This is a genomic window from Serratia sp. BFP-2025, from assembly GCF_050880365.1.
Taxonomy (GTDB): Bacteria; Pseudomonadota; Gammaproteobacteria; order Enterobacterales; family Enterobacteriaceae; genus Serratia; species Serratia surfactantfaciens.
Genome location: NZ_JBPAFV010000001.1, coordinates 121,429 through 142,097, shown reverse-complemented (window position 1 = coordinate 142,097; position 20,669 = coordinate 121,429). Strand labels below are relative to the sequence as shown.

Genomic DNA, 20,669 nt, shown 5'->3' with positions numbered 1-20,669 from the left:
TAACCAAATGTGAATAAGTTAGTTTTAATCAGCCTAAGCGAGCCTCTGGCGGGCAACAAATTCTAAATACTGAACGCCGCGTTCGATTAAATCGAATGCTTAAGCCCAGCGGCGTGTTTGCTGCCGTTCTCGCGCGCAATGGTCAGGAACGGCGTCACCAGCTCCGGCCGCGCGCTGCCGCGCCGCCACGCCAGCCCGATATCCAGCGGCTCCAGCAGATCGTCCAGCTTGCGCGCCTCGATCATGTTGCCCTCGAGCGACCAGGCGCGGTACGCCATGTCCGGCAGGATAGACACCCCCATCCCCGCCGCCACCAGGCTGCGCACCGCCTCGGTCGAGGCGGTTTTCATGGCGATCTCCGGCTTCAACCCGGCGCGCGACCAGATGCGCCGCGCGTGCACGTCCATTTCATCAGCGTTGAGCTGGATCAGCGGCTGTTTGGCCACGTCCGCCAGGCTGATGCTCTCGTGATCCAGCAGCGGGTGCAGCGGCGGCAGCCACAGGCGATACGGCGAGTGCATCAGCACCTCGGTCTGCAACGCATCGCGGTCTTCGATGTTCGACAGGATCAGCACGCCGATGTCGATCTCGCCGCTGACCAGCAGATGCTCGATATACGGGCGCTCGTCTTCAACCACCTGCACGGTGACGTTGGGATAGGCCGATTTAAAGCGCGTGAGCAGTTCCACCAGGAAGTAACCGGCCACCAGGCTGGTGACGCCGACGGTCAGCTTGCCGGTCAGGCTCTCGGTGCCGATCTGCAGGCTGCGCTTGGCGTTGTCCACCGTCGCCAGGATCAGATACGACTGGCGCAAGAACTGGTGCCCCTGATGGGTCAGCGTCATGCCCTTGGCGTGGCGATCGAACAGCCGCACGCCGATCTCGGTTTCCAGCTGCTGGATCGCGAGCGTCAGCGAAGACTGGGAGACAAACACCGCCTGGGCACCGGCGGAGATCGACCCGGTTTCCGCCACGGCGATGAAGTGGCGGATTTGGCGTAACGTCATCATGGGGGTGATTCCTCAAGCAAAAACATTGCGTTGAGTGTAGACACAGGCCGTGAAGCGATCGGGAAAAGTATCAAAAACGCGATAGCGTTCGCTTTTTTAGAATGCCGACAGGCAAAAATGGGGGAAACAATGAGGCGAAGAAGTGCGATGTGCGGGGAACAGAAATGACAAGGGCGCAGCATGCTGCGCCCTGATGGCCGAGGACCCTTGCGAGGATCAGATCGCTTCTTCGTCCTGCTCGCCGGTACGGATGCGCACCACGCGCGCCACGTCGAAGACGAAGATTTTGCCGTCGCCGATCTTGCCGGTCTGCGCGGTTTGCATGATGGTTTCCACGCAGGTGTCGACGATGTCGTCGGCAACCACGATCTCGATCTTCACCTTAGGCAGAAAATCGACCATGTATTCGGCGCCGCGGTACAGCTCGGTGTGGCCCTTTTGGCGGCCGAAGCCTTTGACTTCGGTGACCGTCATGCCGGTGATGCCCACTTCGGCCAGCGCTTCGCGGACGTCATCCAGTTTGAACGGCTTGATAATCGCGTCGATCTTTTTCATCTTCTTTCCTTTTACCAATTTTTGCGGCCAAAACCGGATGTGATGGGGTAGCGGCGGTCTTTGCCGAAGTTACGGGCGGTGATGCGCGGCCCGACGGCGGCCTGACGCCGCTTGTATTCGTTGATGTCCACCAGGCGGATCACCTTGCGCACGATCGCTTCGTCGAACCCTTCGGCCACCAGATCGGCGACCGACTTGTCGCGCTCGACGTAACCTTCCAGGATCGCATCCAGGATATCGTACGGCGGCAGGCTGTCCTGATCGACCTGATCCGGCGCCAGCTCGGCGGACGGCGGACGATCGATCACCCGCTGCGGGATCACGTAGGAGACGGTGTTACGGTATTCAGACAGCTTGAACACCAGCGTTTTCGGCACGTCTTTCAGCACGTCGAAACCGCCGGCCATATCGCCGTACAGCGTGGCGTAACCCACCGCCATTTCGCTCTTGTTGCCGGTGGTCAGCACGATGCTGCGGCGTTTGTTGGACAGCGCCATCAGCACCACCCCACGGCAACGCGCCTGCAGGTTCTCTTCGGTGGTGTCGCGCTCGGTGCCAGCGAACATCGGCGACAGCTGGCCCATAAAGGCATCGAACATCGGCTCGATGGAGACGATATCAAACTCCACGCCAAGGATTTCCGCCTCTTCTTTGGCGTCGGCGATGCTGATATCCGCGGTATAGCGGAACGGCATCATCAGCGCCTGCACCTTGTCTTTGCCCAACGCATCCACGGCGATCGCCAGCGTCAGCGCCGAGTCGATGCCGCCGGACAGGCCCAGCACCGCGCCTTTAAAGCCGTTTTTGGTCACGTAGTCGCGCACCGCCAGCACCAGCGCCTGGTACACCTGCGCCAGCTGCGGCAGCTCAGCGGCCGGATCGGCCATCGGCACCACGGCCAGATCGTTGAATTCCAGGCGGGTCACCTGCTCGTCGAAGGCCGCCAGACGGTGAGTCATGGTGCCGGCGGCGTCGAAGACCTTGGAGCAGCCGTCGAAGATCAGCTCATCCTGGCCGCCGACCTGGTTGAGGTACACCAGCGGCAGCTGAGTGCGCTGGCAGTGGCCGGCCATCAGCGTTTTGCGGATATACGGCTTTTCGCGGTTATACGGCGAGGCGTTGATCGACAGGATAATCTCCGCACCGGCCGCCTTGGCGGCGTCGATCGGCTCAGGGAACCACAGATCTTCGCAGATCAGCAGCCCCAGACGGTAGCCTTTCAGCTCCACCACGCAGGTGTCGTTGCCGGCGTGGAAATAGCGCTTCTCATCGAACACGCCGTAGTTCGGCAACTGCTGCTTGAAGTAGCGGGTCAGCAGGCGGCCCTCGGCGAACAGCGACAGCGCGTTGTACAGCTTGTCGCCTTCGCGCCACGGGTGGCCGACCAGGATCGCCGTCTCGGCGGAGGCCTGCTGCAGGCGCAGCAGCTGCGCATCGCAGCGCTGGTAGAAGTCATTGCGATACAGCAGATCTTCCGGCGGATAACCGGACAGCGCCAGTTCGGTGAACATGACCAGATCGGCTCCCGCCTTCTGCTGCTCCTGCACGATTTGCAACATGCGTTCGGTGTTGCCTTCAATGTCGCCGACCAGCAGGTTCAACTGGGCCAGGGCGATGGAAAGTGATCTGCTCATTTGTGTACGATCCCGCTTAATACGTTCCATGGTGCTCTACGCCGGGACATGCCGCGGCAAAGAGAACGGAGTGTAAATCATTCCGCCAGATTTGTTGAGAACCTGCATGGCAGGCACCGGCGGAACACTGTCATTCTTTAAAATCGTTGGCGTCCAGCTCGTGGCGCGACAGCAATTTGTAAAACTCGGTGCGGTTGCGGCCCGCCATGCGCGCGGCCTGTGTCACGTTGCCCTTGGTGATCTGCAGCAGCTTGCGCAGATAGTGCAACTCGAACTGATTGCGCGCTTCGGCAAAGGTCGGCAGCGCGGTGTTTTCCCCTTCCAGCGCCTGTTCCACCAGCGCTTCACTGATCACCGGCGCCGAGGTCAGCGCCACGCACTGTTCGATAACGTTGACCAGTTGACGCACATTGCCCGGCCAGCTGGCGGTCATCAGCCGTTTCATGGCGTCGGTCGAGAAACTGCGCACGAACGGCTTGTGCCGCTGAGCCGCTTCGCGCAACAGGTGGTTGGCCAGCAGCGGAATGTCTTCGGCCCGCTCGTTGAGCGCCGGGATCTTCAGGTTCACCACGTTGAGGCGGTAGTAAAGGTCTTCGCGGAACTCGTTCTTCGCCATCGCCTTTTGCAGATCGCGGTGGGTGGCGGAGATGATGCGCACGTCGATGTCCAGATCGCGGTTGCTGCCCAGCGGCCGCACCTTGCGCTCCTGCAGCACGCGCAGCAGCTTCACCTGCAGCGACAGCGGCATATCGCCGATCTCGTCGAGGAACAGCGTGCCGCCCGCCGCCGCCTGGAACAGCCCTTCACGGCTGCTGACCGCGCCGGTGAAGGCGCCCTTGGCGTGGCCGAACAGTTCGGATTCCAGCAGCTGCTCCGGCAACGCGCCGCAGTTGATGGCGATGAATGCCTTACCGGCGCGCGGGCTGGCGCGGTGGATCGCCTGCGCCAACACCTCTTTACCGGTGCCGCTCTGACCGTTGATCAGTACGCTGACGTCGGACTGCGCCACCATATTCACCTGCTCCAGCAGGCGCAGCATCAACGGGCTGCGGGTGACGATGTCTTCGCGCCAGGCGTCGTCACCGGCCGGTGCCGACAGCGACAGCGCTTCATCGATAGCCTTGTACAGCGCATCGCGATCCACCGGCTTGGTGAGGAAGCTGAACACCCCCTGCTGAGTCGCGGCCACCGCATCGGGAATCGAGCCGTGCGCGGTGAGAATGATCACCGGCATGCCCGGCTGATGTTTCTGGATCTCAGCGAACAGCGCCATGCCATCCATCTCGTCCATGCGCAGATCGCTGATCACCAGATCGATCTGCTCGCGCGCCAACAGGCGCAGCGCTTCCTGGCCGCTTTCGGCGGTGGTGACGTGAAAACCTTCGCTGGTCAGGCGCATGCCCAACAGCTTCAGCAGGCTGGGATCGTCGTCAACCAATAACAGGTTGGCCGGTTTGCGTGCGGTCATTGCGCGTGGGACTCCTTATTGGCGGGGTGCGGCGTATAGGTGTCTTCCGGTTCAACCGGCAGCGCGGTGCCCTTTTCCGGTTCGTCCTGCGACTCGGCGCCTTTGGCGGCCGCGCCATTTTTACCGGCGGCCTCGCCCTTTTGCGAGCCTGCACCATTTTCCGGGATTTCGCCTTGCAGCTGCTTGCGTGACGAGAGCTGGCGCTCGATGTCGGTCAGGTTTTCCAGCTTACGCGAGGTGTCCTGCAGCTGCGCTTGCAAGCGCGCCTGGTTCTGACGCAGCGAATCGATCTGGCTGTCACTGCTTTCCTGCAGATGCTGATAGCGCGCTTTTTCATCGAACAGCGTGATCTGCAGCATTTGCTGCTGGCGCCACAGCTGCGTCAGCGGGCGCAGCGAGCCGGGGAATTCCATGCGGTAGCTATTGATCCGATCGATTATCTGGCGACGTTCGCCGGAGGTCGGCTGTGCGCTTCCCAGCAGGATGCTCTGCTTGAAAACGCCGGACCAGCTGTCGCCAGGCACCGTTTTCGCCAACGCGCGCGCCTGAGTCGAGCCGATGCGATCGGCGCAATCCATCGCGCGCAGCCAGTAGAGCGAGTTAGCCAACGCGTCCTTATCGTCCAATTGCCACAGGGTATCGCAGGCCGCAGTGCGGTAATCGATCACCTTGGTATCCGGGATCGCCTCTTGCTGCTGAGGATTCAGGCCGCCGCTGACGGCGCGATCGACACAGCCCGCCAGCAACAGCGGCATAAAGAAAACGGCACCCAACCAGCTGATCGGGCGTTTGCCGAGCGGCGCTCTGTGCGTGGCACGCGGTGAACGTTCGGTCTGTGAAAGACGAAGGCGTTTAGACCATGTGTACATTATTTATTCATTCTCGGCGGTTAACGGCAGTTCAATGCGGAAGCAGACGTCTGCACCGGCGACCGTCGCCAGTTGCAGCTCACCGCGCATGCGACGGATACAGTCCTGAGCGATGCTCAACCCCAGTCCGCTTCCTTTTACCGCCCCTTTTCGCTGGTGACTACCCTGGAAAAAAGGCTCGAAAATCATGGCTCTTTCAGCCTCGGGGATCGGCGTGCCGGTATTGGCGACGTCGATTTGCACCCGTTGTCCAACCTGACGGCTGCGGATCCAAATGTTACCGGATTCCTTGCCGTAGTGCACCGCATTGGAGTAGAGATTATCCAGCACGCGCATTAATAGCGTAGGCTCTGCCCAGCAGATTTCCGCCTTCAGATCGATATCGGTGGCGATCATTTTCGCCCGTGCCGGCAAACTGTGCGCGGCGACCACCAGATCGACCATGTCGCGCAGCTCGACGTTCTCGTGTTCCGCCGGGCCGTCGGCCAGTTTGCGGTTGTAATCCAGCAGTTGTTCAATCAGCTGTTGCAGATGACGGCTGCTGTTGTCGAGGATCGCCACCACCTCTTTTTGATCGGAGGTCAGCGGCCCCGCCACTTCGTCGGCCAGCAGTTCGGTGCCTTCACGCATGCTGGCCAGCGGCGTTTTCAACTCGTGCGAGATATGGCGCAAGAACTCGTGGCGCTGCGACTCCAGCCACGCCAACCGTTCGCTCAGCCAGATGATGCGCTGCGCCAGCGAACGCAGCTCGCGCGGCCCTTTGAACGACGCGGTGCTGCCCAGCGCGCGCCCTTCCCCCAGACGGTTGATCATCCGCTCCACGGCCTTGACCGGCCCGATGATCATGCGGGTGAACAGCACCACCAGCAGCACGCTGACCAGGAACAGCAGCAGCGCCTGCCAGCCGAAGAACTGACCGCGCTCGGCGATGGCCTGCTGCAGCTGCTGGCCGCGTGAAAACACCACCGCGCGCGTGGCCTGCACCATTTCGGCATTGGATCGTGAGAACGACTCGAGCAGGGCCGAGGCCTCTTGGTCCGGCCCGCTGTTATGGCATTTGATCGCCGCCAGCTGGGTCAGCAACTGACGCAGCGTTTGGTAATAACGTTCGTCCGGCAGGATCGGCGCGTGGGCGTCCAGCATCTGCGAATACTGTTTGCGCTGGTTCTGGTACAGCTTCTGCAGCGTAGGATCGACCAGCACGCAGTACTGACGATAGCTGCGCTCCATCTCCAGCGCCACGCTGGTCATCGCCTCGCTACGCCGCGCGTCCACCAGCGTGGTGCGGTTGATGTCCGCCGCCTGTGCGCTGAGGTGATCCAGGCTTTGATAAGCCTGATAAGCCAACACCAACAGCGGCAGCAGCACCAACAGGAACGCCAGCAACACCAGCTGCCGCAGCGAACGGGGGAATAAACGCCATTTTTTCAACGAAATCATCTCATTCTCTCAGCTCTGTCACGATGCTAACTGACTCGCCGGAAAGAGAAAAGCCCGGCAAGGGAGAATCCTGAACGCGCAAGGAAAAAGCCGCGGGATCGGTGAAGCGTGCGCAGAAGCGCAGCGCACCGACGACACGCGGCAGCAATACGATAAACGGGAATAAAAGCGATACTGTTTGGACAACGTCTGTGTTCGCGGGCATAGGCGACGAAACAGGGATAAACGCAGCGTTGAGAATTGACGCCGGGGCAAGAAGTTTGCCCCGCCGCAAGGAAAGTGTGGATGCCCTTGAGTCTCGTCCCCAGGGTGATGTAGCGCAGCGGCTGGCATCGAACAGGACGAATAGCATCCGTAAGTATCCAGGATTGATGAACCCTTCATCACAGTTGGATACAGGCGGTGCCTCACTCCACGTGTCGCCCGATGCTTGATAAAGCCGCTTGCACGGTCTGTTATCGGTTTGGTTGGACGATAGGCACCATTTCTTTGGCATCATTCGGAGGCTTATGAGGTGATTTGCCGTCTAATTACGGCGCCGTCATAAAAAGTTGAATGAGCAACCGCTGAGAATAATGCACGTTGCATGCCAACTTTGCAATAAAAATCATAACATACTGATTTTAATTTAAAATAAATTCACAACGACAAATATTCTCACTCATCAGGCACCGATGGGCGATGAAAAAAACGCCGCGCTGTCGCCAAACGCAGACAACTAAAGCCAAACCCAATTAGCATTAATAAAATCAACCAGTTAAATGTCTCCATTTAGCGACAGGAAAAATAGCCCTTGTCGCAAAATGCAGACACTGCCGCCCGGCGGTGAACAGCGGCCATAAAAAAGGGCGCAATTGCTTGCGCCCTCTGTACGGTGGTGGTCGTTTTTAGCCCAGCTGCTTACGGGCGTTGCGGAACATGCGCATCCACGGGCTGTCCTCGCCCCACTCTTCCGGGTGCCAGGAGTTGCTGACCGTGCGGAACACGCGTTCCGGGTGCGGCATCATCACCGTAGCGCGCCCGCTGGCGCTGGTCACGGCGGTAATGCCGTTCGGCGAACCGTTCGGGTTGGCCGGGTAAGCCTCCGTTACCTGACCGGCGTTGTTGACGAACCGCAGCGCCACCAGGCCGTGGCTTTCCAGCGCCGCCAGATGCGCCGCATCGCGCACTTCGACATGCCCTTCACCGTGGGAAACGGCGATCGGCATACGAGAACCGGTCATGCCCTGCAGGAACAGCGACGGGCTGGCCGCCACCTCCACCAGGCTGAAGCGCGCCTCGAAGCGATCCGACAGGTTGCGCACAAAGCGCGGCCAGTGTTCGGCGCCCGGGATCAGCTCGCGCAGGTTAGACATCATCTGGCAGCCGTTGCATACGCCCAGCGCCAGCGTCTGCGGACGGTGGAAGAACGCTTCGAACTCGTCGCGCACCCGCTCGTTGAACAGGATAGACTTCGCCCAGCCTTCGCCGGCGCCCAGTACGTCGCCGTAAGAGAAGCCGCCGCAGGCCACCAGCGTGTGGAAGTCCTGCAGATCGCGGCGCCCCGCCAGCAGATCGCTCATGTGCACGTCCACCGCGTCAAAGCCGGCACGGTGGAACGCCGCCGCCATCTCAACGTGGGAGTTCACCCCCTGCTCGCGCAGCACCGCCACTTTCGGGCGAGCGCCCTTGGCGATATACGGCGCCGCGATGTCTTCCTCTGGTGCGAAGGTCAGTTTCACGCTCAGGCCGGGATCTTGTTCATCCTGCTTGGCCTGATGTTCCTGATCGGCGCACGCCGGGTTGTCGCGCAGGCGCTGCATCTGCCAGGTGGTTTCCGCCCACCAGGTGCGCAGGGTATTGCGGCTTTCGCTGTACAGCGCCTTGCCGTGTTGCTGAATGACGAAACGATCGCCGGCCTGCGCGCTGCCGATGTGATGCACGTTGTCGGTCAAACCGTGTTGAGCGAACGCCTGCTTCACGTCGTCAAGACGTTCGGCGCTCACCTGAATCACCGCGCCCAGTTCTTCGTTGAACAGCACCGCCAACGCATCGTCGCCGAGGCCGTCCAGGTTAACGTCCACGCCGCAGTGGCCGGCGAAGGCCATCTCCGCCAGCGTCACCAGCAGGCCGCCGTCGGCGCGGTCGTGATAAGCCAGCAGCGCGCGATCGGCCACCAACTGCTGCATGGCGTTGAAGAAACCCGCCAGCTGCGCGACGTCGCGCACGTCGGCCGGTTTGTCGCCCAGTTGGCGATAAACCTGCGCTAGCGCGGTGGCACCCAGCGCGTTATGGCCGTTGCCCAAGTCGATCAGCAGCAGCGCGTTGTCGCCCTTATCGGTGCGCAGCTGTGGCGTCACGGTGCCGCGCACGTCTTCCACGCGGGCGAAAGCGGTGATGACCAGCGACAGCGGCGAGGTCATTTCACGCTGTTCGTTGCCTTCCTGCCAACGGGTTTTCATCGACATGGAGTCTTTGCCCACCGGAATGGTGATGCCCAGCGCCGGGCACAGCTCTTCGCCCACCGCTTTCACCGCTTCGTACAGGCCGGCGTCTTCGCCCGGGTGGCCGGCGGCGGCCATCCAGTTGGCGGACAGCTTCACGCGCTTCAGGCTACCGATCTCGGTGGCAGCCAGGTTGGTCAGCGCTTCCCCAACCGCCAGGCGACCGGAGGCGGCGAAGTCCAGCAGCGCCACCGGCGCGCGTTCGCCGATCGACATCGCTTCGCCGTAGTAGCTGTCCAGGCTGGCGGTGGTGACCGCGCAGTCGGCCACCGGGATCTGCCACGGGCCGACCATCTGATCACGCGCCACCATGCCGGTGACGGTGCGGTCGCCGATGGTGATCAGGAAGGTCTTCTCCGCAACGGCCGGCAGATGCAGCACGCGTTTCACCGCATCGGCCAGGGTGATGTTTTCGCGCTGTACCGCCTGGCCACGCGCCTGCAGGCGGGTGACGTCGCGGGTCATCTTCGGCGTCTTGCCGAGCAGCACGTCCAGCGGCATGTCGATCGGTTGATTGTCGAAGTGGCTATCGTTCAGCGTCAGGTGCTGCTCTTCGGTCGCTTCGCCGATCACCGCGTAAGGTGCGCGTTCGCGGCGACAGATCTCGTCGAACTGCGCCATCTGCGCCGGGGCGATCGCCATCACGTAACGTTCCTGCGATTCGTTGCACCACACTTCCAGCGGGCTCATGCCCGGCTCGTCGTTGAGGATATCGCGCAGTTCGAAACGGCCGCCGCGGCCGCCGTCGCTCACCAGCTCCGGCATGGCGTTGGACAGGCCGCCGGCGCCGACGTCATGAATGAACAGGATCGGGTTCTGGTCGCCCAGCTGCCAGCAGCGGTCGATCACTTCCTGACAGCGGCGTTCCATTTCCGGGTTGTCGCGCTGCACCGAAGCGAAATCCAGATCGGCGTCGGACTGGCCGGACGCCATCGAGGACGCCGCGCCGCCGCCCAGGCCGATATTCATCGCCGGGCCGCCCAGCACCACCAGCTTGGCGCCGACGGTGATTTCCCCTTTCTGCACGTGATCGGCGCGGATGTTGCCGATGCCGCCCGCCAGCATGATCGGTTTGTGGTAGCCACGCAGCTCAACGCCGTTGTGGCTGTTGACGCGCTCTTCATAGGTACGGAAGTAGCCCAGCAGCGCCGGCCGGCCGAATTCGTTGTTGAACGCCGCGCCGCCCAGCGGGCCTTCGGTCATGATATCCAGCGCGGTGACGATGCGTTCCGGCTTGCCGAAATCTTGCTCCCACGGCTGTTCAAAGCCGGGAATGCGCAGGTTGGACACCGAGAAGCCCACCAGACCGGCCTTCGGCTTGGCGCCCCGGCCGGTAGCGCCCTCGTCGCGGATCTCGCCGCCGGAGCCGGTCGCGGCGCCCGGCCACGGCGAGATCGCCGTCGGGTGGTTGTGGGTTTCCACTTTCATCAGGATGTGCGCTTCTTCCTGATGATAATCGTACGTGCCGTTCTCCGGCGCGGCGAAGAAGCGGCCGACCTGCGAGCCTTCCATCACGGCGGCGTTGTCTTTATACGCCGACAGCACGTAGTCCGGCGTCTGCTCGTAGGTATTCTTGATCATTTTGAACAGCGACTTGGGCTGCTGCTCGCCGTCGATGATCCAGTCGGCGTTGAAAATCTTGTGGCGGCAGTGCTCGGAGTTGGCCTGCGCGAACATATAAAGTTCGATATCCGTCGGGTTGCGCCCCAAACCGGTAAAGGCATTCAGCAGGTAGTCGATCTCATCCTGCGCCAGCGCCAGGCCGAGCCGGACGTTGGCCTGCTCGAGCGCGGCGCGCCCTGCGCCCAGCACGTCGACCGACTGATACGGCGCCGGCTGATGGTGCGCGAACAGCTGTTCGGCCTGTTGCAGCTCGCTGAAGACGGTTTCCATCATGCGATCGTGCAGCAGCGCTGCAAGCTGCCGCCACTGGGCTTCCGTCAATTCGGGCGCCTTGACGTAGAACGCCAGACCGCGCTCCAGCCGCTGCACCTGTTGCAGACCGCAGTTGTGGGCGATGTCGGTGGCTTTGGAAGACCAGGGTGAAATGGTGCCCGGACGCGGCGTAACCAGCAGCAGCCGGCCTTCAGGGGCGTGTTCGGCGAGAGAAGGACCGTACTTGAGCAGACGCTGAAGTTTGGCGTGTTCTTCGGCACTTAACGGTGCGCTGACATCGGCAAAGTGGACGTACTCGGCGTAGATATCACTGACGGGCAGGTGGGCGTCCTGACAGCGGGACAGCAGTTTGGTAATGCGAAAAGCCGATAAAGCGGGCGAACCACGCAGAATTTCCATAATCAAAGTTCTCTCGTCTTCGAAGCGACGGATAAGACGCTTCATTGGGCGCAACAGGGGAAAACGCGCGTCATTATAGAGAATCCTCCGCGCCGACGAAACCGTTTGCGTAGGGATTATTGATAAAAGCGTGCCGCACCGTCGAATTGTCATAACGTGTCAATAAAGTTGCACACTGGCGTTTTGTTGCGCAAAATGCCCCCGCACTGGTGATTTAACCATGAGAAAAGTCGTGGTTGCCGTCGCCGGTGTACCTGTGCCACCACTGGATAACTATTTGAAACGTCTTAAAATAAACTACATCCTCATCGGCGTTGTCACCCTGCTTCTGGCTCTCGCGCTGTGGCCCAACATCACCTGGCGCAGCGGCCAGGGCGGGCAACTCCAGGAGATCATTTCCCGCGGCGAGTTGCGTATCAGCACGCTGAATTCACCGCTGACCTATTTCAACACCAAGCAAGGGCCGGGTGGGCTCGACTACGAACTGGCCAAGCGCTTCGCCAACTACCTCGGGGTGAAGCTGGTGGTGATCCCCCATCAGAACATCAATGACCTGTTCGACGATCTGGACGACGATGACGCCGACCTGCTGGCGGCGGGCCTGATCTACAACCAGGAGCGCCTCAGCCGCGCGCGCACCGGCCCGGCCTACTATTCCGTTTCCCAACAGCTGGTGTACCGGCTGGGCACCGCGCGGCCGAAAAGCTTCGCTGACATTAAAGGCAAGCTGGCGGTCGCCTCCGGTTCCGCGCACGTCAGCACGCTAAAGCAGCTCAAGCAGGATAAATACCCGGACCTCGCCTGGGAGTCCTCCAGCGATCTCACCTCCAAAGAGCTGCTGGAACGGGTTGCCGACGGCAAGCTGGATTACACCCTCGGCGATTCGGTGACCATCGCGCTGCTGCAGCGCATCCATCCGCAGCTGGCGGTGGCGTTCGACGTCACCGACGAAGAACCGGTCACCTGGTACCTCAAACGCGACGGCGACGACAGCCTGTACGCGGCGATGCTGGATTTCTACAGTCAGATGGTGGACGACGGCACCCTGGCGCGGCTGGAAGAGAAATACCTCGGCCACGTCGGCAGCTTCGACTATGTGGACACCAAAACCTTCCTGTCGGCCATCGACTCGGTGCTGCCCAACTTCCGCCCGCTGTTCGAGAAGCACGCCAACGAGATCGACTGGAAGCTGCTGGCGGCCATCGCCTATCAGGAATCGCACTGGAATCCGCAGGCCACCTCTCCCACCGGCGTGCGCGGCCTGATGATGCTGACCCGCGCCACCGCCGACGGCCTGGGGGTCAATGACCGCCTCGATCCGGAAGAGAGCATTCAGGGCGGCGCCCTTTACCTGCAGCGGCTGATGGCCAAGGTGCCGGACAGCGTGCCGGAAGACGAACGCATCTGGTTCTCGCTGGCGGCCTACAACATGGGTTGGGGCCATATGCTGGACGCACGCAAGCTGACCAAGACGCAAAAAGGCAACCCGGACAGCTGGGTCGACGTCAAGCAGCGCCTGCCGATGCTCAGCCAAAAGCGCTACTATCCGCAGCTGACCTATGGCTATGCGCGCGGGCGTGAAGCCTACAACTATGTAGAAAACATCCGCCGCTACCAGGTCAGCCTGGTGGGCTATCTGCAGGAAAAAGAGAGAAAGGCGGCGCAGGCGGCCGCCGAGCAGGAGGCGTTGGGGAAAGGCTATCCGACGGTGATGCCGGAACTGGCGCTCAACTACTGATTATTCCGGTTTATCCGCCGCCCGTTGCGCCAGCCTGAGCGCTTTTTTCTGTTCGCGGCGCAGGCGGAAGAAATTGCTCAGGGTGGCGGCGCATTCGTCCGCCAGCACGCCCGAGACGATCTCCACCTGATGGTTCATGCCCGGATGGCGCAGAATGTCCACCAGCGAACCGGCAGCGCCGGTTTTCTCGTCGGCGGCGCCATACACCAGCCGACGGATGCGGCTGTGCACCATCGCGCCGGCGCACATCACACAGGGCTCCAGCGTGACGTACAGCGTGGCGTTCAGCAGGCGATAATTTTGCAGCACCGCGCCGCCCTGGCGCAGCGCCATGATCTCGGCGTGTGCGGTAGGGTCGTGGCGGCCTATCGGCCGGTTCCAGCCCTCGCCGATGACCTGATTGTCCAGCACCAGCAGCGCACCCACCGGCACCTCGCCCTCTTCCTGCGCGCGCAGGGCCAACCGCAATGCCTGACGCATCCAGTATTCATCGTTATATTCAGTCATCGCATAATTCCTCGTGCGCTTTTGCGGCGGGCATTATACACACTAGCCCCACTTTGTCGTAACCGCGCGACAATGGCTATACTGGCCGAATCAGCAGGTGATTCAGGGACAAGAAACATGAAACTCAGTAAAAAGAACGCCGTCGTGGTGCGCAAGGCGCTGGACGGCTGGGTCGGCGAAGGCACCTTAACGCCCGAGCAACAACAGCAACTGCTGCAGCATATGGATGTGCAACCTTTCGACTGGCGCCGGCTGGCGCGCTATGCGTTTCTGGCCGCGCTGGCCTCGCTGCTGATCGCCGTCACCAGCCTGTTCGCCGACAGCGAACTGCTGGCATGGCTCAGCGAGCTGTTCCGCTTTGACGCGCCGGTACGCATGGCGATCGCCGGCGTACTGGCGGCGCTGGCCTACGTCTGGGCGCTGCGTCGCCGCCGGCGGCATCCGGAGAAACGCTACGGCAACGAGGCGGCGCTGTTTGTCGCGGTGTTGCTCACCGCCTGCGCCTTATGGCAACTGGGGGTCTGGCTGGATAACGGCAGCGGGCGGGTTTCCGTGCTGCTGCTGTTCGCCGCGCTGCTGTACGGCGCGATCGGCTGGTTCAGCCGCTCCGGACTGGTGTGGTGGTTCGCCCTGCTGTCGCTCGGCAACGCCTTCGGCGCCGAGACCGGCTACCTGTCCGGCTGGGGCGCCTACTGGCTCGGCATGAGCTACCCGATTCGCTTTATCGCCTTTGGCGCGGTGCTGATCGCCGCCGCGCTGCTGCTGCGGCCGCTGTTGGCGCAGCGCGGTCTGCAGCGGGTGTCGCTGGCGATGGGGCTGCTGTACCTGTTCATCGCCCTGTGGCTGCTGTCTATCTTCGGCAACTACGGCGATCTCGACAGCTGGTACAGCGCGCGCCAGATCGAGCTGTTCCACTGGAGCCTGCTGTTCGGGCTGGCCGCCCTCGCCGCCATCTGGCTGGGGTTGAAACATGACGACGCCATGCTGCGCGGTTTCGGGCTGACCTTCCTCGGCATTAACCTGTATACCCGCCTGTTCGAATTTTTCTGGGACAGCATGCCGAAGACGATTTTCTTCGCGCTGCTCGGGCTGAGCCTGTGGGCGTTGGGACATTATGCGGAGAAGATTTGGCAGCTGGGGCGCAAGCCACACGACGTGAGCGATGACTGATCGCAGTACCGATAACAACAACAAAGGGCGGAATCCTCCGCCCTTGGTTTATTCCAGCTGCTGCAGCTCACCCTGTTTGCTTACCCGCCAGCGGTGCTCACAAAAGAACAGCAGCGGATTGTCCTGCTTACTGTCGCTGTAACCACTGTACAGCTTCAGCGGCGCACCGAGCCGCTGCTCCAGCTGCACCACTTTCTGCTCCCCCAGGCAACGCAGGGTCAAGACCCAACCGCCGCAGCGGCGCGTGATGCGGCTGCCGATCAACCGCACCCGCGGCAGAAACGCCGAATCGCGATACACCTGCTCCACCAGCCGTTCCGGCGAGCCGGTAATCAGCCACACTTCGGCATCGTGCTCCTCCAGATACTGCCGCAGCCGCATTTGCACCACCGGAAACGCGGTGACCTTCTGGCGAAAGGCTTCGATAAACTGCCGCTCCAGCGCCTTCAGCGTCGCTTCGGAACGCCCGAAAGTGATCGCCCACAGCAGCAGGCTCATCGGCCAGCGCGCAGCGCGCCCCAGCAGCAACAGCGCCAGACCGATCGGCAGCAGCAGCGGCACCACCAGCAGCAGGTTCAGCGGTAGGCGGCGTAGCAGGAAGCGCAAGAAACTGCCGAACATATCCTCCTGATGCAGGGTGCCGTCCAGATCGAAAAACACCACGCGGCGCCCTTCTGCGGCCGGTTGTTGCTGCTTGTCGCTCAAACGCTACTCCTCGGGATCGTCGAACCCCATCATCCAGGTGAAGAGAAAACCAGCGATAATCGTAATCAGCATCCCCGCCAGATACAACATCACCTTACCTGAGACGATGGTCAACGCCAAAGGCAGCCCCGAAATGCCGAAGGTGATGACCGTCGCCACCTTCCAGTAGCTGATCAGCGCGCCGCCGACCGCGCCGCCGAGGCAGGCGCCGATAAACGGCCGGCCCAGCGGCAGCGTCACCCCAAAGATCAGCGGCTCGCCGATGCCGAGAATGCCGACCGGCAACGCCCCTTTGATCACCTTCTTCAGCCGCGCGTTGCGGGTTTTCAACAGTACCGCCAGCGCCGCCCCCACCTGGCCAACGCCGGCCATCGCCAGAATCGGCAGCAGCGGGTTGGAACCGTGCGCCTGCACCAGTTCGACGTGGATCGGCACCAGCCCCTGATGCAGGCCGGAGAGCACCAGCGGCAGGAACAGCCCCGAGAGCAACGCTCCCACCAGCAGCCCGCCCTTGTCGATCGCCAGATTGGCGCCGTGAGCGATGGCATCGGAGATAATGCCGCCGATCGGCTGCAAAATCAGGATCGCCAACGAGGCGGTGACCAGCGTGGTCAGCAATGGGTTAAGGATCAGTTCGACCGACTCCGGCAACAGCGTGCGCAGGCGCTTCTCTACCCAGCACATCAACGCCACCACCAACAATACGGCGATCACCCCGCCGCGCCCCGGCTGCAGCGCCTCGCCAAACAAGGTGATCTGCGCCAGCGCCGGACTGGAAAGAATGCCGGCCATCACGCCGCCCATCGCCTGCGAGCCGCCAAACACCCGCGCAGCGTTAACCCCGACCAGAATGTTCATGATGGCGAACACCGCGCTGCCGAAGATAGCCAGCAGCCCCAGCACGTTCGGATAGTCCACCGCCAGCTGGCCGGCGATGTCGGGCCGTTTCAGCAGGTTGATGATGCCGGTGATCAGCCCCGAGGCGATAAACGCCGGGATCAGCGGAATAAAAACATCGGCCAGCTTTTTCAGCGCACCGCTCATCGGCGCCGCGTACTTTTGCTTGGCCTGCGCTTTTGTACGAGCGGCATCGCCGACGGCGGCAACGGGCTGCGCATCACCGCTCAACAGCCCGCGCATGGCGTCCACCACCTTGGCGGCGGCGCCCGGGCCGACGATAAACTGATGCTGTTCACCCTGCTTGATATAGCCCTTCACGCCCGGCAGCTCCTTGAGGGCGGCCAGATCCAGGCGCTGCTCATCGCTGACCTCGACGCGCACCCGCGTCATGCAGTTTTCCAGTTTGAGGATATTACCCTCGCCCCCCACGCCCGCCAGGATCTGTGTCGCCAATGCCGTTGTCTTGTCCATCGCCGCCCCCACCGTGAATTAACGCGCCAACGCCGCGCGCAGATAACCGTCGTGCTGCTGCAGCCGCTGCTGCGCCTCTTCAGCGCTGACACCGGCCAGAATCATCAGGATCGCCGGTTTGACCTCAAAACCGGTCTGCGTCAGCGCCGCCTCCGCCTGAGCGCGTCCGGCGCCGGTGGCTTCCACCACGATGCGGCAAGCGCGATCCACCAGTTTGACGTTGGTGGCCTTCACGTCCACCATCAGGTTCTGATAGACCTTACCCAGCTTGACCATCGCGCCGGTCGACAGCATGTTGAGCACCAGTTTCTGCGCGGTGCCGGATTTCAGGCGAGTCGAGCCGGTCAGGGCCTCCGGCCCCACCACCGGCGAGATCGCCACCTGCGCTTCATGCGCGATAGGCGAGTCCGGGTTGCAGGAGATGGCCGCCGTCGGGCAGCCCAGCCCGCGGGCATAGCGCAGTGCGCCGATCACATAAGGCGTGCGCCCGGAGGCCGCCAGCCCCACCACCATATCGACGGCGGTCAGATTCAGCGCTCTGAGATCGGCTTCCCCCAGGGCTTCATCGTCTTCCGCCCCTTCCACCGCTTTGAGCAGCGCGCCCGGTCCGCCGGCGATCAGCCCCACCACCACACCGTGCGGCACGCCGAAAGTCGGCGGGCATTCGGAAGCATCCAGCACGCCCAGCCGGCCGCTGGTGCCGGCGCCCAAATAAATCAGCCGTCCGCCAGCCTTTAGCGCCGCCGCCGCCAGGTCAACCGCCTGCGCGATCGCCGGCAGCACCTTTTCGATCGCTTCCGGCACCTTGCGATCCTCCTGGTTAAAACAGCGGACCATGTCCAGCGTCGACATCTCATCCAGCCCCATGGTGGCCGGGTTGCGGGTTTCCGATACCAGTGCGCCTAAATTCATCTGTTCACCTTTGAATTTTTAATTCACAAAATTAAATCAATATTTGAATATTTTATTCAACAAAGCGAGCGCTATTTGCTATTTTAACGGTGAGCTCACAAAAATTTTCACCGCGCGTTTTCGCCCTCTGCATGGCAAAATGGCCGCTGGTTTCCAGGGAAAGAACAATGAGTACCCTTCTGCGCATTCGCCAGATGTATCCGACACTGGCGCAAAACGACCGCAAGCTGGCGGACTTTCTGCTGAATAACGCCGAGCAGGCGCGCCATCTCAGCTCGCAAAAGCTGGCCCAGCTGGCCGGCATCAGCCAATCGAGCGTGGTGAAGTTCGCCCAAAAGCTGGGCTATAAAGGCTTTCCGGCGCTGAAGCTGGCGCTGAGCGAAACGCTGGCCCAACCACAGGCCGAACCGGTGGTGACCGTTCACAACCACATCCTCAGCAGCGATACGCTGAAAATCGTCGGTGAAAAGCTGCTGGCGGAAAAGCAGGCGGCGCTGCGCGCGACGCTCGACATCAACAGCGAAGAGCGGCTGCATCAGGCATTGGACATGCTGCGCCAGGCGCGCCGGGTGATGCTGATCGGCATCGGCGCTTCCGGGCTGGTAGCCAAGGATTTTTCCTTCAAGCTGCTGAAAATCGGCGTAATGGCGGTAGCCGAAGCGGATATGCACGTCCAGCTAGCGGCGGTGCAGGCGCTGGATAAACGCGATCTGCTGGTGGCGATCTCATTCAGCGGCGAACGGCGTGAAATCAATCTGGCGGCGGAAGAGGCGCGCCAGGCCGGCGCCAGGGTGCTGGCGCTGACAAGCTTCTCACCCAATGGCCTGCAGCAGCGAGCCGATCACTGCCTGTATACCATCGCCGAAGAGCCCCATACCCGCAGCGCGGCCATCTCTTCCAGCACCGCCCAGTTCGCTCTGACCGATCTGCTGTTTATGGCGCTGATCCAGCACGATCTCGATCATGCGCGTGACCGTATCAGGCACAGCGAACAATTAATGAAAAAGTTGGTTTAATCGGTATAATGCCGCTGCGAAAAATACCCCTGTTAAAAATGAGAGATATGCCATGGCGCTGCTAATCACACGCAAATGCATCAACTGCGACATGTGCGAGCCGGAATGCCCGAACCAGGCGATTTCGATGGGTGATGACATCTACCAGATCGATACCGATCGCTGCACCGAGTGCGTTGGCCATTACGATACGCCGACCTGCCAGCAGGTCTGCCCGATCGACAACACCATCATTACCGATCCGCTGCATCGCGAGACCAACGAGCAGCTGTGGGACAAATTCGTGGTGTTGCACCACGCCGATCGCCTTTAGCCCGCCGCAGAACTGACAAGGGCGCCACAGGGCGCCCTTTCTCTTTTCAGCTTTCGATGATCACCGTCGCGCAGGCATAGCGCCGTTCGTCGGCCAGCGAAACGTGGATCGCGGCGACCCCCATCTCCCCCGCCAGCTCGGCGGCGCGGCCGTGCAAACGAATATTCGGCTTGCCCAACGCATCGTTGAACACTTCGAACTGGTTGAACGCCAGGCCGTTGCGGATGCCGGTGCCGAACGCCTTGGCAGCGGCCTCTTTCACGGCGAAACGCTTGGCCAAAAAGCGGATCGGCTGCTGGTGCTGCTGATACAGCGCCCACTCGGCATCGCTCAGCACCCGGCGCGCCAGACGGTCGCCGCTGCGCTCCACTACCGCTTCGATACGCGCCATCTCAACGATGTCGGTACCCAGCCCGAGCACCGCCATTACCGGCGCGCTTCCCGCATCAGCACTTTCATATCGGCAACCGCGGCCGGCAGCCCGCACATGACCGCCTGGCCGATAATCGCATGGCCGATATTCAGCTCGTGCATTTCCGGCAGCGCGGCGATCGGCTGCACGTTGTGGTAAGTCAGACCGTGGCCGGCATTGACCTTCAGTCCCTTCTCGGCCGCGTAGGCGGCAGCCACCGCGATGCGGTGCAGCTCGGCCTGTACCGCCAGCGCGCCCTGCGCTTCGGCGTAGGCGCCGGTGTGGATTTCGATATAAGGAGCGCCCACCGCCACCGCCGCGTCAATCTGGCGATGATCGGGATCGATGAACAGCGAAACCAGAATGCCCGCCTGCGCCAGGCGCTCGACCGCCACGCTCATTTTGTCCAGCTGGCCAGCGACGTCCAGGCCGCCTTCGGTGGTCACTTCTTCGCGTTTTTCCGGCACCAGGCAGCAGAAATGCGGCTTCAGCTCAACGGCGATGTCCAGCATCTCGTCGGTCACCGCCATCTCCAGATTCATGCGCGTCTGGATGGTCTGGCGCAGCAGGCGCACGTCGCGGTCAGTGATGTGACGGCGGTCTTCGCGCAGATGCACGGTAATGCCGTCGGCCCCCGCCTGTTCGGCAATAAATGCCGCCTGAACCGGATCCGGGTATTGGGTTCCGCGCGCGTTACGTAACGTGGCGATGTGATCGATATTGACGCCCAGCAGCAAATCAGCCATGACAACCTCTAAATACGATTTTCAG

The 20,669-nt window shown here is 61.9% G+C and carries 17 protein-coding genes; 4 read left to right on the top strand and 13 right to left on the bottom strand.

Annotated elements, in window-relative coordinates; genetic code table 11:
• Positions 1-86 precede the first annotated feature (86 nt).
• The 7 genes from ACRAWE_RS00690 to purL form a co-directional block, all read right to left on the bottom strand.
• Positions 87-1,010, bottom strand: coding sequence for a LysR substrate-binding domain-containing protein (locus ACRAWE_RS00690; protein WP_019452333.1), 924 nt, complete (start codon positions 1,008-1,010; stop codon positions 87-89).
• Between the two features lie 216 nt (positions 1,011-1,226).
• Positions 1,227-1,565 carry a nitrogen regulatory protein P-II gene (glnB, locus tag ACRAWE_RS00685; RefSeq protein ID WP_004847623.1) on the bottom strand — a complete coding sequence of 113 codons (339 nt, stop codon included), beginning with the start codon at positions 1,563-1,565 and terminating at the stop codon, positions 1,227-1,229.
• An 11-nt stretch (positions 1,566-1,576) separates the two neighbouring features.
• The gene (locus ACRAWE_RS00680; protein ID WP_019452332.1) at positions 1,577-3,199 is read right to left on the bottom strand and encodes an NAD+ synthase; all 1,623 of its coding nucleotides are present in this window, start codon (positions 3,197-3,199) and stop codon (positions 1,577-1,579) included.
• Positions 3,200-3,329: 130 nt separating this feature from the next.
• On the bottom strand, positions 3,330-4,667 hold the full coding sequence (gene glrR / locus ACRAWE_RS00675) for a two-component system response regulator GlrR (protein ID WP_019452331.1): 1,338 nt from the start codon (positions 4,665-4,667) through the stop codon (positions 3,330-3,332).
• A complete protein-coding gene (qseG, locus tag ACRAWE_RS00670; protein ID WP_432524390.1) occupies positions 4,664-5,536 on the bottom strand; it encodes a two-component system QseEF-associated lipoprotein QseG in 873 nt (290 codons plus the stop codon). The genes glrR and qseG overlap by 4 nt, the downstream gene beginning before the upstream one ends.
• A 3-nt stretch (positions 5,537-5,539) precedes the next feature.
• Complete coding sequence (locus ACRAWE_RS00665; protein WP_019452329.1) at positions 5,540-6,976, bottom strand: sensor histidine kinase; 1,437 nt, start codon at positions 6,974-6,976, stop codon at positions 5,540-5,542.
• Between the two features lie 887 nt (positions 6,977-7,863).
• Positions 7,864-11,754: a phosphoribosylformylglycinamidine synthase gene (purL, locus tag ACRAWE_RS00660; RefSeq protein WP_432524387.1), complete on the bottom strand. Its 3,891-nt coding sequence runs from the start codon at positions 11,752-11,754 to the stop codon at positions 7,864-7,866.
• 277 nt (positions 11,755-12,031) lie between these two features.
• Here purL and mltF point away from each other — a divergent pair, with 277 nt between their 5' ends.
• The gene (mltF, locus tag ACRAWE_RS00655) at positions 12,032-13,492 is read left to right on the top strand and encodes a membrane-bound lytic murein transglycosylase MltF (RefSeq protein ID WP_019452327.1); all 1,461 of its coding nucleotides are present in this window, start codon (positions 12,032-12,034) and stop codon (positions 13,490-13,492) included.
• Here mltF and tadA read toward each other — a convergent pair whose 3' ends face one another.
• Positions 13,493-13,999 (bottom strand): tRNA adenosine(34) deaminase TadA, encoded by a 507-nt coding sequence (gene tadA, locus ACRAWE_RS00650; RefSeq protein WP_019452326.1) that lies wholly within the window; start codon positions 13,997-13,999, stop codon positions 13,493-13,495. It lies immediately after the preceding gene.
• Positions 14,000-14,116: 117 nt separating this feature from the next.
• Here tadA and ACRAWE_RS00645 point away from each other — a divergent pair, with 117 nt between their 5' ends.
• Complete coding sequence (locus tag ACRAWE_RS00645) at positions 14,117-15,169, top strand: DUF2157 domain-containing protein (RefSeq protein ID WP_432524384.1); 1,053 nt, start codon at positions 14,117-14,119, stop codon at positions 15,167-15,169.
• A 48-nt stretch (positions 15,170-15,217) separates the two neighbouring features.
• Here ACRAWE_RS00645 and yfhb read toward each other — a convergent pair whose 3' ends face one another.
• Genes yfhb through murQ form a run of 3 tightly spaced genes read right to left on the bottom strand, consistent with a single transcriptional unit; the run spans position 15,218 to position 18,157 of the window.
• Positions 15,218-15,874: a phosphatidylglycerophosphatase C gene (gene yfhb, locus ACRAWE_RS00640; RefSeq protein WP_019452324.1), complete on the bottom strand. Its 657-nt coding sequence runs from the start codon at positions 15,872-15,874 to the stop codon at positions 15,218-15,220.
• 3 nt (positions 15,875-15,877) lie between these two features.
• On the bottom strand, positions 15,878-17,245 hold the full coding sequence (locus ACRAWE_RS00635; protein ID WP_432524381.1) for a PTS transporter subunit EIIC: 1,368 nt from the start codon (positions 17,243-17,245) through the stop codon (positions 15,878-15,880).
• Between the two features lie 18 nt (positions 17,246-17,263).
• On the bottom strand, positions 17,264-18,157 hold the full coding sequence (gene murQ / locus ACRAWE_RS00630; protein ID WP_154747509.1) for an N-acetylmuramic acid 6-phosphate etherase: 894 nt from the start codon (positions 18,155-18,157) through the stop codon (positions 17,264-17,266).
• A 167-nt stretch (positions 18,158-18,324) separates the two neighbouring features.
• Here murQ and ACRAWE_RS00625 point away from each other — a divergent pair, with 167 nt between their 5' ends.
• A complete protein-coding gene (locus ACRAWE_RS00625) occupies positions 18,325-19,173 on the top strand; it encodes a MurR/RpiR family transcriptional regulator (RefSeq protein WP_063919905.1) in 849 nt (282 codons plus the stop codon).
• 52 nt (positions 19,174-19,225) lie between these two features.
• Positions 19,226-19,486 carry a YfhL family 4Fe-4S dicluster ferredoxin gene (locus ACRAWE_RS00620; RefSeq protein ID WP_019452320.1) on the top strand — a complete coding sequence of 87 codons (261 nt, stop codon included), beginning with the start codon at positions 19,226-19,228 and terminating at the stop codon, positions 19,484-19,486.
• 46 nt (positions 19,487-19,532) lie between these two features.
• On the opposite strand, the gene acpS is transcribed toward ACRAWE_RS00620, so the two are convergent.
• Together acpS and pdxJ are read right to left on the bottom strand one after the other, a co-directional pair.
• The gene (gene acpS / locus ACRAWE_RS00615) at positions 19,533-19,913 is read right to left on the bottom strand and encodes a holo-ACP synthase (RefSeq protein ID WP_432524376.1); all 381 of its coding nucleotides are present in this window, start codon (positions 19,911-19,913) and stop codon (positions 19,533-19,535) included.
• Positions 19,913-20,644, bottom strand: a complete 732-nt coding sequence (gene pdxJ / locus ACRAWE_RS00610; protein ID WP_432524374.1) for a pyridoxine 5'-phosphate synthase — start codon at positions 20,642-20,644, stop codon at positions 19,913-19,915. Before pdxJ ends, acpS begins: the two co-directional genes overlap by 1 nt.
• Positions 20,645-20,669: the final 25 nt, after the last annotated feature.

Bases quoted from the DNA above. Each gene is read 5' to 3' on its own strand.
- acpS (WP_432524376.1), bottom strand. From the start codon at position 19,913: ATGGCGGTGCTCGGGCTGGGTACCGACATCGTTGAGATGGCGCGTATC.
- tadA (WP_019452326.1), bottom strand. From the start codon at position 13,999: ATGACTGAATATAACGATGAATACTGGATGCGTCAGGCATTGCGGTTG.
- ACRAWE_RS00665 (WP_019452329.1), bottom strand. From the start codon at position 6,976: ATGATTTCGTTGAAAAAATGGCGTTTATTCCCCCGTTCGCTGCGGCAG.
- ACRAWE_RS00690 (WP_019452333.1), bottom strand. From the start codon at position 1,010: ATGATGACGTTACGCCAAATCCGCCACTTCATCGCCGTGGCGGAAACC.
- qseG (WP_432524390.1), bottom strand. From the start codon at position 5,536: ATGTACACATGGTCTAAACGCCTTCGTCTTTCACAGACCGAACGTTCA.
- murQ (WP_154747509.1), bottom strand. From the start codon at position 18,157: ATGAATTTAGGCGCACTGGTATCGGAAACCCGCAACCCGGCCACCATG.
- ACRAWE_RS00635 (WP_432524381.1), bottom strand. From the start codon at position 17,245: ATGGACAAGACAACGGCATTGGCGACACAGATCCTGGCGGGCGTGGGG.
- glrR (WP_019452331.1), bottom strand. From the start codon at position 4,667: ATGACCGCACGCAAACCGGCCAACCTGTTATTGGTTGACGACGATCCC.
- ACRAWE_RS00680 (WP_019452332.1), bottom strand. From the start codon at position 3,199: ATGAGCAGATCACTTTCCATCGCCCTGGCCCAGTTGAACCTGCTGGTC.
- pdxJ (WP_432524374.1), bottom strand. From the start codon at position 20,644: ATGGCTGATTTGCTGCTGGGCGTCAATATCGATCACATCGCCACGTTA.
- ACRAWE_RS00645 (WP_432524384.1), top strand. From the start codon at position 14,117: ATGAAACTCAGTAAAAAGAACGCCGTCGTGGTGCGCAAGGCGCTGGAC.
- glnB (WP_004847623.1), bottom strand. From the start codon at position 1,565: ATGAAAAAGATCGACGCGATTATCAAGCCGTTCAAACTGGATGACGTC.
- ACRAWE_RS00625 (WP_063919905.1), top strand. From the start codon at position 18,325: ATGAGTACCCTTCTGCGCATTCGCCAGATGTATCCGACACTGGCGCAA.
- ACRAWE_RS00620 (WP_019452320.1), top strand. From the start codon at position 19,226: ATGGCGCTGCTAATCACACGCAAATGCATCAACTGCGACATGTGCGAG.
- purL (WP_432524387.1), bottom strand. From the start codon at position 11,754: ATGGAAATTCTGCGTGGTTCGCCCGCTTTATCGGCTTTTCGCATTACC.